The sequence below is a fragment of the Zafaria cholistanensis genome, from assembly GCF_008580665.1.
Taxonomy (GTDB): Bacteria; Actinomycetota; Actinomycetes; order Actinomycetales; family Micrococcaceae; genus Zafaria; species Zafaria cholistanensis.
The window spans coordinates 21,383-32,844 of sequence record NZ_BKDJ01000011.1; the positions used below are offsets into that span (position 1 = coordinate 21,383).

The 11,462-nt window shown below is 70.2% G+C and carries 9 protein-coding genes and 1 riboswitch; of the genes, 5 read left to right on the top strand and 4 right to left on the bottom strand.

Features of this window, described 5'->3' with window-relative positions; translation table 11 throughout:
* Positions 1–48 precede the first annotated feature (48 nt).
* The 3 genes from NCCP_RS10735 (at position 49) to NCCP_RS10745 (ending at position 4,489) form a co-directional block, all read left to right on the top strand.
* Positions 49–285, top strand: a complete 237-nt coding sequence (locus NCCP_RS10735; RefSeq protein ID WP_149957266.1) for a hypothetical protein — start codon at positions 49–51, stop codon at positions 283–285.
* 334 nt (positions 286–619) lie between these two features.
* The gene (locus NCCP_RS10740; protein ID WP_149957267.1) at positions 620–2,839 is read left to right on the top strand and encodes an NADP-dependent isocitrate dehydrogenase; all 2,220 of its coding nucleotides are present in this window, start codon (positions 620–622) and stop codon (positions 2,837–2,839) included.
* A 135-nt stretch (positions 2,840–2,974) separates the two neighbouring features.
* The gene (locus tag NCCP_RS10745) at positions 2,975–4,489 is read left to right on the top strand and encodes a TIGR01777 family oxidoreductase (RefSeq protein WP_149957268.1); all 1,515 of its coding nucleotides are present in this window, start codon (positions 2,975–2,977) and stop codon (positions 4,487–4,489) included.
* 78 nt (positions 4,490–4,567) lie between these two features.
* Here the strand turns inward: NCCP_RS10745 and NCCP_RS10750 are convergent, their stop codons facing one another.
* The 4 genes from NCCP_RS10750 to purU all read right to left on the bottom strand — a co-directional run bounded on the left by NCCP_RS10750 (position 4,568) and on the right by purU (position 8,925).
* Positions 4,568–5,677, bottom strand: a complete 1,110-nt coding sequence (locus NCCP_RS10750) for a Gfo/Idh/MocA family protein (protein ID WP_149957269.1) — start codon at positions 5,675–5,677, stop codon at positions 4,568–4,570.
* Positions 5,678–5,963: 286 nt separating this feature from the next.
* The gene (locus tag NCCP_RS10755) at positions 5,964–6,482 is read right to left on the bottom strand and encodes a gamma carbonic anhydrase family protein (protein WP_149957271.1); all 519 of its coding nucleotides are present in this window, start codon (positions 6,480–6,482) and stop codon (positions 5,964–5,966) included.
* A gap of 84 nt (positions 6,483–6,566) precedes the next feature.
* Positions 6,567–7,784 (bottom strand): acyl-CoA dehydrogenase family protein, encoded by a 1,218-nt coding sequence (locus NCCP_RS10760; RefSeq protein ID WP_172627372.1) that lies wholly within the window; start codon positions 7,782–7,784, stop codon positions 6,567–6,569.
* Positions 7,785–8,073: 289 nt separating this feature from the next.
* On the bottom strand, positions 8,074–8,925 hold the full coding sequence (gene purU / locus NCCP_RS10765) for a formyltetrahydrofolate deformylase (protein WP_149957274.1): 852 nt from the start codon (positions 8,923–8,925) through the stop codon (positions 8,074–8,076).
* Between the two features lie 96 nt (positions 8,926–9,021).
* Positions 9,022–9,107, top strand: a riboswitch (ZMP/ZTP riboswitch).
* A gap of 76 nt (positions 9,108–9,183) precedes the next feature.
* On the opposite strand from purU, the gene glyA reads away from it, so the two are divergent.
* Together glyA and NCCP_RS10775 are read left to right on the top strand one after the other, a co-directional pair.
* Entirely contained in the window at positions 9,184–10,473 is a 1,290-nt protein-coding gene (gene glyA, locus NCCP_RS10770; RefSeq protein WP_414727722.1) for a serine hydroxymethyltransferase, read from the top strand.
* A gap of 5 nt (positions 10,474–10,478) precedes the next feature.
* Complete coding sequence (locus NCCP_RS10775; protein WP_149957276.1) at positions 10,479–11,384, top strand: bifunctional methylenetetrahydrofolate dehydrogenase/methenyltetrahydrofolate cyclohydrolase; 906 nt, start codon at positions 10,479–10,481, stop codon at positions 11,382–11,384.
* Positions 11,385–11,462: the final 78 nt, after the last annotated feature.

The window sequence follows — 11,462 nt, forward strand, 5'->3', positions numbered from 1 at the left end:
CTCCGGCGCCGGTCCACGGACGGGCGCCGCCGAACCAGCGAGGACAGCATGACCACCTACGCAGCAATCCTTTCCGCAGCGGCCGGCGCCGCCTCCGGCCCCACCCCCGGGGTCCTCGTGGGCGTGGGCCTTGTGGTGCTGGTGTTCCTGGGGTGGGTGTACCGGCTGCTGACCGCGCACGGCCGCGCCGCCCGCCGCTCCCGCCCGGACGGAAACGGCCCCGGCCCCCGCGGCGGGGACGTCCCCGACAACGGTTCCGGCCCCGGCTCCGGCCCCCGCCCCTGACCTGCCTCTAACCTGCCCCGGGCAGCGGCGGACCCGCCGCGCCCGCCGGCGTCGTGCCCTTCCGCCCCGCTTCCCGCGCTGCCTCCCGCCCTGCCTTCCGGGCGCAATGTTACGGCTGCCGGGCAGAGCCGGACTTGCCCGCGGATCGGTGCCGCTGACGTGTCCGCACGGGTGCCGCGCGGGGGAGTGCCCCGCGCGGAAACGGTCCGGGGACCGGCACCCCCGGCGCCGGAAGGGCGCCCAGGGCGCCACCTCGGGTAAATTGGGGTCGTTGAGATCAGAGCAGATCAGATTTCCGGAAAATCCGTAGACCTTGCAGGGAGACGCCTCACCAATGGCCAAGATCATCTATACCCACACAGACGAAGCGCCGATGCTGGCAACGTACTCCTTCCTGCCGATCGTTGAGGCCTTCGCCTCCACGGCGGGTGTGGAAGTGGAGACCCGCGACATCTCCCTGGCCGGCCGCATCATCGCCGCCTTCGGCGAGTACCTGACCGCGGAGCAGCGCATCAGTGACGCCCTTGCCGAGCTGGGCGAGCTGGCCAAGAAGCCGGAAGCCAACATCATCAAGCTGCCGAACATCAGCGCGTCCATTCCGCAGCTGAAGGCCGCCATCGCCGAGCTCCAGGGCCAGGGCTACGCCCTTCCGGACTACCCGGACAACCCGACCTCCGACGAGGAGACCAGCGTCCGCTCCCGCTACGACAAGATCAAGGGTTCCGCCGTGAACCCGGTTTTGCGCGAGGGCAACTCGGACCGCCGCGCCCCGCTGTCGGTGAAGAACTACGCGCGCAAGAACCCCCACACCATGGGGGCCTGGAGCGCCGACTCCAAGACCAACGTCGCCACCATGGGCGCCAACGACTTCCGCTCGAACGAGCGCTCCGTCGTCATCCCGGCCGACACCACGCTGAAGATCCAGCTGGTGGCCGAGGACGGCACCGTCACCGAGCTGAAGAAGGCTTTCCCGGTCCTCGCCGGCGAGGTCGTCGACGGCACCGTGATGCGCGCCGCCGCGCTGGACGAATTCCTGGCCGCCTCCGTGGCGCGCGCCAAGGAAGAGGGCGTGCTCTTCTCCGCGCACCTGAAGGCCACCATGATGAAGGTCTCCGACCCGATCATCTTCGGCCACGTCGTCAAGGCCTACTTCGCCGAGCTGTTCGACACCTACGGCGAGCAGCTGACCGCCGCGGGCCTGTCCCCGAACAACGGTTTGGCCTCCATCCTCAACGGCCTGGCCGACCTGCCCGCCGACGTCCGCGAGGGCGTCGAGGCCCTGATCCGGAAGGGCCTCGACGAGGGCCCGGCGCTGGCCATGGTCGACTCCGACAAGGGCATCACCAACCTGCACGTGCCGTCCGACGTCATCGTCGACGCCTCGATGCCGGCCATGATCCGCACCTCCGGCCAGATGTGGGGCCCGGACGGCAAGCCCGCCGACACCCTGGCCGTCCTGCCGGACAGCTCCTACGCCGGCATCTACCAGGTAGTCATCGACGACTGCCGCGCCCACGGCGCCTTCGACCCGACCACCATGGGCACCGTCCCGAACGTGGGCCTGATGGCGCAGGCGGCGGAGGAGTACGGATCCCACGACAAGACCTTTGAGCTGCAGTCCGCCGGCACGGTCCAGGTCGTCGACGCCTCCGGTGCCGTGCTGATCGAGCACGAAGTCGCCCCGGGCGATATCTGGCGCGCCTGCCAGACCAAGGACGTGGCCGTGCGTGACTGGGTCAAGCTGGCCGTCACCCGCGCCCGCGCTTCCCAGACCCCGGCCGTGTTCTGGCTGGATGAGACCCGCGCGCACGACGCCAACCTCATCGCCAAGGTCAACGAGTATCTGCAGGACCACGACACCGAGGGCCTGCGGATCGAGATCATGTCCCCGGAGAAGGCCACCGCCTTCAGCATCGAGCGCATCCGCCGCGGCGAGGACACCATCTCCGTCACCGGCAACGTGCTGCGGGACTACCTCACTGACCTGTTCCCGATCCTCGAGCTGGGCACCTCCGCCAAGATGCTCTCGATCGTGCCGCTGCTCAACGGCGGAGGCCTGTTCGAGACCGGCGCCGGCGGCTCCGCCCCGAAGCACGTCCAGCAGCTGCTCGCCGAAAACCACCTGCGCTGGGATTCCCTGGGCGAGTTCCTGGCCCTGGCCGCGAGCTTCGAGCACCTGGCCGCCACCGCGGGCAACACGCGCGCCCAGGTCCTGGCCGACACGCTGGACCGCGCCACCGGCACCTTCCTGCTGGAGAACAAGTCCCCCAGCCGGAAGGTCGGCGAGATCGACAACCGCGGCAGCCACTTCTACCTGGCCACTTACTGGGCCCAGGAACTGGCCAAGCAGACCGAGGACGCCGAACTGGCAGCGGCCTTTGCCGACATCGCCGCCGGACTGACCTCCAACGAGGAAACCATTGTCGGCGAGCTGGCCCAGGTGCAGGGCTCCCCGGTCGAGATCGGCGGGTACTACCACCCGAACACCGAGCTGGTCTCCGCGGTCATGCGCCCCTCCGAGACGCTGAACAAGGTCCTGGCCACCCTGGCCTGACGCCTTCGCGCGGCACCTCCCCACAGCGGGCGGCGCACCGGAATCCTCCGGTGCGCCACCCGCGCGCTTTATCCACCGGCCCCCTCCATCCAGGGCCTGTGGGGCAATTCGCCGGGCCTGCTGCAGAATGGGCACATGGCCGTCTTCGAGCACCAGACCTTCCTTCCCCATCCGCGCGAGGAGGTCTTTGCGTGGTTCGAGCGGCCCGGTGCCCTGCACCGGCTGACCCCGCCCTTTTCCGGACGGGTCCTTTCGGCTCCCAGCGACGGCATCCGGCCCGGGTCGACGGCGGTGATCGCCATCGGCGCCCCGGGGGTCGCCGGAACGGGGCTGGCGGCCGCGGCCGCCGCGCTGGCCGCCAGGGTGCCGTGGACGCCGCGCCCCGAGGTCGCCTGGACCGCCCGGCACACCGCCTATGAGAAGGGCCGGCTTTTCCGCGACGAGATGGTCCGCGGACCGCTGGGCCATTGGGTGCACACGCACCTCTTCGAGGACGCGCCAGGAGGCACCCTCATGCGCGACACCATCGACTACGGCGTCCCCGCCGAAAGGTTCTTCCCCGGCTCCACCGCGGAGTCGGCGGCGCGGCTGTTTGCCTCCCACCTGCGCCGCATCTTCGCCTACCGCGCGGACCAGCTGGCCGCGGACCTGGCGTTCCACGCAGCCCACACGGGACTCCACCCTGCGGGGCGTCCGCTGGCCGTCGCCATCTCCGGGGCCTCCGGACTGATCGGCACCCAACTGCGGGCGCTGCTCGAAGGCGGCGGCCACCGGGTGCTGCCGCTGGTCCGCCGGGCTCCGGCGGCCCCGGGCGAAATCTTCTGGGGCCCCGCCACGGGAACCCTGGATCCGGAGGACCTCGCTGCCTGCGACGCGGTGGTCAACCTCGCCGGAAGCCCTATCGGCAGGCGTTTCACCCCGGCGGTGAAGGAGGACATCCTGCGCAGCCGCCTTTCCGGGACCGATCTGCTCGCCCGCACCGCGGCCAGGCTGGCCGGAGGAGGCGCCATGCGCACCTTCGTCTCCGCCTCGGCAACCGGCTACTACGGCGCCCACCCGCACCGTGAGCCCGACCCGGAGCCGCTGCGCGAGGACGCCCCGGCCGGGGACGATTTCCTGGCCGCGGTCTGCAGCGCGTGGGAGGCCGCCGCGGCGCCGGCCGAAAGCGCCGGGGTGCGGACGGTCCGGATGCGCACCGGCCTGGTCCAGAGCTCGGCCGGCGGCGTCCTTGCCCAACTCCTCCCGCTGTACGCGGCCGGCCTGGGCGGGCCGGTGCGTCTGCCCGGCAGCGGAGAGGATCCGTGGCAGAGCTGGATTTCGCTGGAGGACACCGTGGGCGCGTACGCCCATGCGGTGCTGGGCGATCCGGCAGCGGAGGGCGCGGCGGAGGGTGCCCTGGAAGGGCCCGTCAACCTCGTCGCCCCGGAGCCGGTGCCCGGATCCGTGTACGCCCGGACCCTGGGCAGGGCCCTCCACCGCCCCGCGGCCCTGCGGGTCCCCGCCGCCGCGCCGCGCCTGCTGCTGGGCCGCGAGGGCGCCGCGGACCTGGCGTTCTCCAGCCAGCGCGTCTCCTCCTCCAGGCTGGAAGCCTCGGGCTACGTGTTCCGCCACCGCCGCCTTGAAGACGCGCTGCGGCACGTGCTGCCCTAGCAGTACGGCCCTGGCCGGATTGCTGTGGCCGGATTGCTGTGGCCGGAGTGCTTTGGCCCTGCTGTCCTGGCCCGGCGGTCAGTGGTGGTGGTCGTTGGGGTACTTGAGGCCCAATTGGGCGCGCAGGCCGTCGAAGAGGCGCATCGTCGCCAGCGTGTGGTCCCAAGGCATGGTCGGGCTCTGCTGCAGTCCCTCCTGGATGCACCGGGTGGTCTCGCGCAGTTCATACGCGTAGTTGTGCCCCACCGGATCGAACCGCTCGATCCGGTCCTCCGCCCCGACCGGATGAATCTCCAGGAAGGGCGGATTGTGCAGCGGATCCCCGGTGCGCAGCCAGCCGGCCGTGCAGGAAACCGTGGCGTTGCGCGGGCAGGAACCCACCAGGCTCGCCATCAGTTGGGCCTGCCGTCCGCGGGGGTAGCTCAGCGTAATGGCCTCCTGCGGGTCCACGCCGTCCTGGTTCAGCCATCCCGCGGCCTGCGCCGACTGGGGAAACCCCAAGACTCCCACCGCCCAAGTGAGCGGGTATACGGCAAGGTCCAGCAGCGCCCCGCCCCCGGCGGCAGGATCCCACAGCCGCCACCGCGGGTCCTGGTCCGCGGGAAATCCCAGGTCCGCGTGCAGCCAGGCCACCTCGCCCAACTCCCCGGAGCCGATGATTCCCAGGGCCCGGTGGATGGCTGGCAGGAAGCGGGTCCAGACGGCCTCCATGAGGAAAAGCCCGCTCGCCCGGGCCAGCTCCACCAGTTCCGCGGCCTCGGCGGCATTGATGGTCAGCGACTTTTCGCACAGAACGTGCTTGCCCGCTTCCAGGGCGGCCCGCGCCACCTCATAGTGCTGCCCGTGCGGGGTGGCGATGTATACGACCTCGACCTCCGGGTCGGCAAAGAGGTGCCCGTGGCCGGGCAGTTCCGGGGTGTCCCCGTAGGAGCGCACGGCACCATGCTTGGCGGCAAACGCGGCGGCGCGGGCCGCGTCGCGCGAACTCACCGCCAGCAGCTGCGCGTCCTCGAGCATCAGCAGGTCGTGGGCCACCAGTTCGGCGACAGTGCCGGTGGAGACGATCCCCCAGTTCAGGGTCCGTCCCGTGGCGTGGACGGGGGAGGGGGCGCCCTCCGCGGCGCAGGGGGGGACCGGGATGAAGTGCGGGGCGGAAGCAGTCGGTTCACGGGCGGTGTATCCGGTCATGGGCACAGCCTGCCACCGGGAAGGGGGTGCGGCAATGGCCGGAGGCAAACCCCTTCCGCCGCGGGCGCAGCACCGCCAAAACAGTCATTGACAGGATTAGTAAAGACTAGACTAATATAGTGATCGTGGGTTGACCGCAGGCGCCCTCCGGAGGACGGACCGGGGGACGGTGCGGCAGAGGCCCCCGGTGGGCCGGCACGTCCCTGGCTGGGTAGGACCAGGGGACGGGCCGGCGTGGCGGGGGCCTCTGCTTGGTATGCGGTTCCCGGACCGGGGGCCGGGCGGGTCAGGTGTTCGCGGCGCGGTGCTTGGCGGCCAGCACCAGGTAGGTCTCGGCATTGCGGCGGACCGATTCCACCTCGTCGTCGGTCAGTTCGCGGCGCACCTTCGCGGGTACGCCCGCCACCAGGGAGCGCGGCGGCACCACTGTCCCCTCAAGGACCAGGGCCCCAGCCGCCACCAGTGACTCCTCACCGATGACCGCGCGGTTCATGATGGTCGCGCTCATCCCCACCAGAGTATTGTCTCCGATCGTGCAGCCGTGGATGACGGCCGAATGGCCCACGGAGACGCCGGAGCCGACGGTGCAGGGGACCCCGCGGTCGGCGTGCACCACGACATTGTCCTGCAGGTTGCTGTTGGGGCCGATGCGGATGGGCGCGGAGTCCCCGCGGACGGAGACCCCGTAGAACGCGCTCGATCCCGGCGCCATTCCCACGTCGCCTGAGAGGGTCGCGGTCGGTGCTATGAAGGCGTCTGCGGCGACCTGCGGGGTCGCGCCGTCAATGGTGACAATGGGGCTCATGGGAGGATCCTAGCCGTGCTGCAGGCACGGCGCCCGGAGATGGAAGGCTGAGGACGCCGTGCGCGGACGCGCTGGATTCAGTACCTAGAGGTTCCGGCCGGGGTCGGGCAGGCGGCCCAGCAGGGCGTACTCGCCGACCTCGTGCCGCTTGTGGGCGGCGGGGTCGTGCAGTTTGTGGCGGTGGGCGTTGCGCCAGAAAATGTCCAGGCCCGTCTTGTTGGACGTCGCGGGGCTCCCCGACACCTCGAACACCCGGTCCACAATCTCCAGTGCGACGGCGGCGGCGCTCTGTTTCGCGGCGCAGACCCGCACCGCGACTTCCCCGCGCTCCTGCGCGCTCAGGGCGTCCGGGTTCCCGTGCACCAGCGTGGAAAGCCGGGCGTCCACGGCGTCGGTCAGGGCCTGTGCCGCCCACAGCCTGGACTGCAGGTCCCCAAAGGTCTCCAGCGCATAGTCCTGCGTCCCGGTCTCCCGGGCCCGCTCCCCGCCGGCCGAAGCCTCAGAGCGGGCGCATTCCAGCGCGGTACGCAGCGCGCCCTGGGCAATGCCGATGTAGATTTCCGCATAGATCTGCTGGGCCAGGGGGACGCCGAGGGTGTTGTGGGCGGCGGTGGCCGGATAGCGGGCGGCGCGCTCCCAGCCCACCTCGACATCGACCAGCACTGCGGTGCCCTGCGGCGCGGACTGCGGGTCCGGTTCGCCCGTGGGGGCCGTAAAGGCGATGCCGGTTTGGCGGGTCGGGGCAATGGCGAACACGCGGGTGCCGTCGGCCTCCAGGCCCTCCAGCACCAGCAGGTCCGAAGCGGCCGCCCCGGAGGAGAAGGACTTGCGCCCGTTGAAATACAGGCGCCCGCGGCGTTCCCCGACCTGCACCGTCCCTTCACCGGGATCGGTCACGGCGCCAAAGAACAGATTGTTGCGGGTGTAAAGATCCTCGATCGCGGAGATCTGGGCTTTGGTCCCGGCCAGCCGCACCGACCATGCCCAGAGCAGGTGGCAGCCCAGCAGTTCGCCAACCGAGGCGCAGCCGGCGGAGACCGCGCGGATCGCGCGCAGGGCGGTGGACCAGGTCTGTCCGCCGCCTCCGGCGGAAACCGGACCCAGCATGACGGTCAGCCCGGACTCCTTCAGGAGGGCCACTTGGGCCTCGGGCGACAGGCCGCCGCGGTCTTGGTCCACCACGTGGGCGGCCAGCAGGGCGGCAACATCTTCGGCCCGGGCAAGCCATTCCGGGGTGGTTCGGGGCAGGGAACGTCCTGCTTGGAGGGATTCGGTCAACGCATCATTCACAACGGTGGCCAAGTACTGTCCTTCGGTGTGGGGCGGATACCCGGCCCGCGCGGCGGTCCGGGGCGCCGGACGAAAACGGCGCTCTCCCCATGGGTACCACATGTGATGGCCGGCACATAGGGATAGGGGAGAATTTGTGCATCCGATGGGGCAATGTGACGTATTCCGGTACCCGAAATACCACTTTCCGCCCGATCGGTCGGTTGACAAGGGCTTGAGCGGCAAAAAGGACCAGCGAAGGAAGCCGCGCACGTGTCCCGGCGTGTGCGTGCGCTGAAAGGGCGCCGGTCGGGGAATGGCGTCAGTTGAAGACGACGGTACGGTGGCCGTCCAGCAGGACGCGGCGCTGGGCGTGCCACTGCACCGCGTGCGCCAGGGTGCGGGCCTCGACGTCGCGGCCCATGGCCACGAACTGTTCGGCCGTGCGCGCATGGTTGACCCGGATGACTTCCTGCTCGATGATCGGGCCCTCGTCCAGGTCCGCCGTCACGTAGTGGGCGGTGGCGCCAATCAGCTTGACGCCGCGCGCGTACGCCTGGTGGTACGGCCTGGCTCCCTTGAAGGAGGGCAGGAAGGAGTGGTGGATGTTGATTGCGCGCCCCTGCAGGGACCGGCAGAGGTCGTCGGAGAGGATCTGCATGTACCGGGCCAGCACCACCAGTTCGATGTCGTGCGCGGCCACCAGCTCCAGCAGCCGGGCCTCGGCGTCGGCCTTGGTGGCGGGGGTGACCGGAATGTGCACGAACGGAACCCCGTAGAAGTCGGCCATCGGCTTCAGGTCCAGGTGGTTGGAAACAATCACCGGAACCTCGATCGGCAGGGTGCCGGTGCGCTGCTGGAACAGCAGGGCGTTGAGCGCGTGCCCTTCCTTGGAGCACATGATGAGGGTGCGCAGCGGGCGGTCCTCCGCGTAGACGCCCAGGTTCATCCTGAACTCCCGGGACACCGGGGCCAGCGCCGCGTTCAGCGCGTCCTCGCCCTCCGGGGTGGAGACCGCGACCCGCATGAAGAATGCCCCGCTTTCGGGGCTCTCGAACTGCTGGGACTCGGTGATGTTGCATCCGGCCTGCAGCAGGGCCCCGGAGACGGCATGCACGATCCCGGGACGGTCGGCGCAGGACAGGGTCACGATGAAGTTCTGGGTGCTGGTCACCCGGAAATTCTACTGGGGGCGGGCGCCGCGCCGCCGCGCCCGGGTGCGGGTGAGGCGGCTCACGTTTCCGCGGCTTGGTGCCTTCTCCGATAGCATGGAACCCGTCGCGACTGGCGTTGGGTGGATGACCACCGGGGAGCGGCACGAGCGTCGACCACGGACCGCGCGCCTGGGCCCGTGGAGCATGTTTCGGCTGCGTGCCGAGAACCTGACCCAGCCCGCTTCGTACCACGATTCCGCCCCCAGGAGATTACACACGTGAGCAATGAGAACACCGTGACCAACCAGTCCCTCGCCGAGGTCGATCCGGAAATTGCCGCCGTCCTCACCGACGAGCTCGGACGCCAGCGCAACACCCTTGAGATGATCGCCTCGGAGAACTTCGCCCCGCGCGCTGTCCTCGAGGCCCAGGGTTCCGTCCTGACCAACAAGTACGCCGAGGGCTACCCGGGCCGCCGCTACTACGGTGGCTGCGAGTTTGTCGATGTCGCCGAGAACCTCGCGATCGACCGCGTCAAATCCCTCTTTGGGGCCAAGTTCGCCAACGTCCAGCCGCACTCGGGCGCCTCCGCCAACGCCGCGGCGCTCGCGGCGATGATCAAGCCCGGCGACAAGATGCTTGGCCTCTCGCTGGCCCACGGCGGGCACCTGACCCACGGCATGAAGCTGAACTTCTCCGGCAAGCTCTACGAGGTCGCCGCCTACGAGGTCGAGGCCGACACCTTCCGCATCGACATGGACAAGCTGCGCGAGCAGGCGCTTCGCGAACGCCCCCAGGTGATCGTCGCCGGCTGGTCGGCCTACCCGCGCCAGCTGGACTTCGCCGCGTTCCGCTCCATCGCCGACGAGGTCGGCGCGCTGTTCTGGACCGATATGGCGCACTTTGCCGGCCTGGTGGCCGCCGGGCTGCACCCGAACCCGGTCCCCTACTCCGACGTGGTCACCTCCACCGTGCACAAGACCCTCGCCGGCCCGCGCTCGGGCATCATCCTCTCCAACGAGGCGGAGATGGCGAAGAAGATCAACTCCAATGTCTTCCCCGGCCAGCAGGGCGGCCCGCTCATGCACGCCGTTGCGGGCAAGGCCGTGGCCTTCAAGATCGCCGCCTCCGAGGAGTTCAAGGAGCGCCAGGAGCGCACCCTTGAGGGTGCGCGGATCCTGGCCGAGCGCCTGACCGCGTCCGACGTCGTGGAGGCCGGCGTGTCCGTCCTCACCGGCGGCACCGATGTGCACCTGGTCCTCGTGGACCTGCGCAATTCGCAGCTGGACGGCAAGCAGGCCGAAGACCTGCTGCACGAGGTCGGCATCACCGTGAACCGCAACTCCGTGCCGTTCGACCCGCGTCCGCCGATGGTCACCTCCGGCCTGCGCATCGGCACCCCGGCGCTGGCGACCCGCGGCTTCGGTGCTGCCGAGTTCACCGAGGTCTCCGAGATCATCGCCACCGCCCTGAAGGACGGCGCCGCCACCGACGTCCAGGCCCTGAAGGCCCGCGTCGACAAGCTGGCCGCCTCCTTCCCGCTCTACCCGGGCCTGGAGCAGTGGTAAAGCCGATGCCTGCACAGATTCTTGACGGCCGGGCCACGGCCGCCGCGATCAAGGACGAGCTGGCCGGGCGGGTCGCCACGCTGAAGGCCCAGGGGATCGTCCCGGGCCTGGGCACCGTTCTGGTGGGCGAGGACCCCGGATCCCAGTGGTACGTCGGCGGCAAGCACAAGGACTGCGCCGAGGTCGGCATCCAGTCCATCCGCCGGGACCTGCCGGAATCCACCACGCAGGAAGAGTTGCTGGAGGTGATCGCCGAGCTGAACGCCAACCCCGAATGCACCGGGTACATCGTCCAGCTGCCGCTGCCCAAGCACATTGACCAGGACGTCATCCTTGAGGCCATGGACCCGGCCAAGGACGCCGACGGCCTGCACCCGATGAACCTGGGCCGCCTGGTCGCCAACGTCAACCGGCCGATGGTCTCTCCGCTGCCGTGCACCCCCAAGGGCTGCGTTGTGCTGTTGGAGCGCAACGGTATCGACCTCAGCGGAAAGCGCGTCGTCGTCGTGGGCCGCGGCGTCACCATCGGCCGTCCGATCGGACTGCTGCTGACCCGCCGCGACGTCAACGCGACCGTGGTCCTGGCCCACACCGGGACCGTGGACCTGGCCGCCGAGCTGCGCCGGGCCGACGTCGTCATCGCAGCCGCCGGGGTGCCGCACATGATCAAGGCCGAGGACCTCAAGCCCGGCGCGATCGTGCTGGACGTGGGCGTTTCCCGCGTCGACGACGGCAGCGGCAAGGCAGTGGTGACCGGCGATGTGGACCCGGCCGCCGCCGACGTCGCCGCCTGGCTTTCCCCCAACCCGGGCGGCGTGGGTCCGATGACCCGCGCCATGCTGCTGGCCAACGTGGTCGAGGCCGCCGAACGCCAGGCCGCCACAACCCAGGTCGAGGCCGGCACCGCCTAGCTGCACCGCCGGCGCGCAGCATCACCAGCGCCACCACGCCGCGGCCCCCACCGGTTTTCCGGTGGGGGCCGCGGCGTT

Bases quoted from the DNA above. Each gene is read 5' to 3' on its own strand.
- NCCP_RS10735 (WP_149957266.1), top strand. From the start codon at position 49: ATGACCACCTACGCAGCAATCCTTTCCGCAGCGGCCGGCGCCGCCTCC.
- NCCP_RS10740 (WP_149957267.1), top strand. From the start codon at position 620: ATGGCCAAGATCATCTATACCCACACAGACGAAGCGCCGATGCTGGCA.
- NCCP_RS10745 (WP_149957268.1), top strand. From the start codon at position 2,975: ATGGCCGTCTTCGAGCACCAGACCTTCCTTCCCCATCCGCGCGAGGAG.
- NCCP_RS10750 (WP_149957269.1), bottom strand. From the start codon at position 5,677: ATGACCGGATACACCGCCCGTGAACCGACTGCTTCCGCCCCGCACTTC.
- NCCP_RS10755 (WP_149957271.1), bottom strand. From the start codon at position 6,482: ATGAGCCCCATTGTCACCATTGACGGCGCGACCCCGCAGGTCGCCGCA.
- NCCP_RS10775 (WP_149957276.1), top strand. From the start codon at position 10,479: ATGCCTGCACAGATTCTTGACGGCCGGGCCACGGCCGCCGCGATCAAG.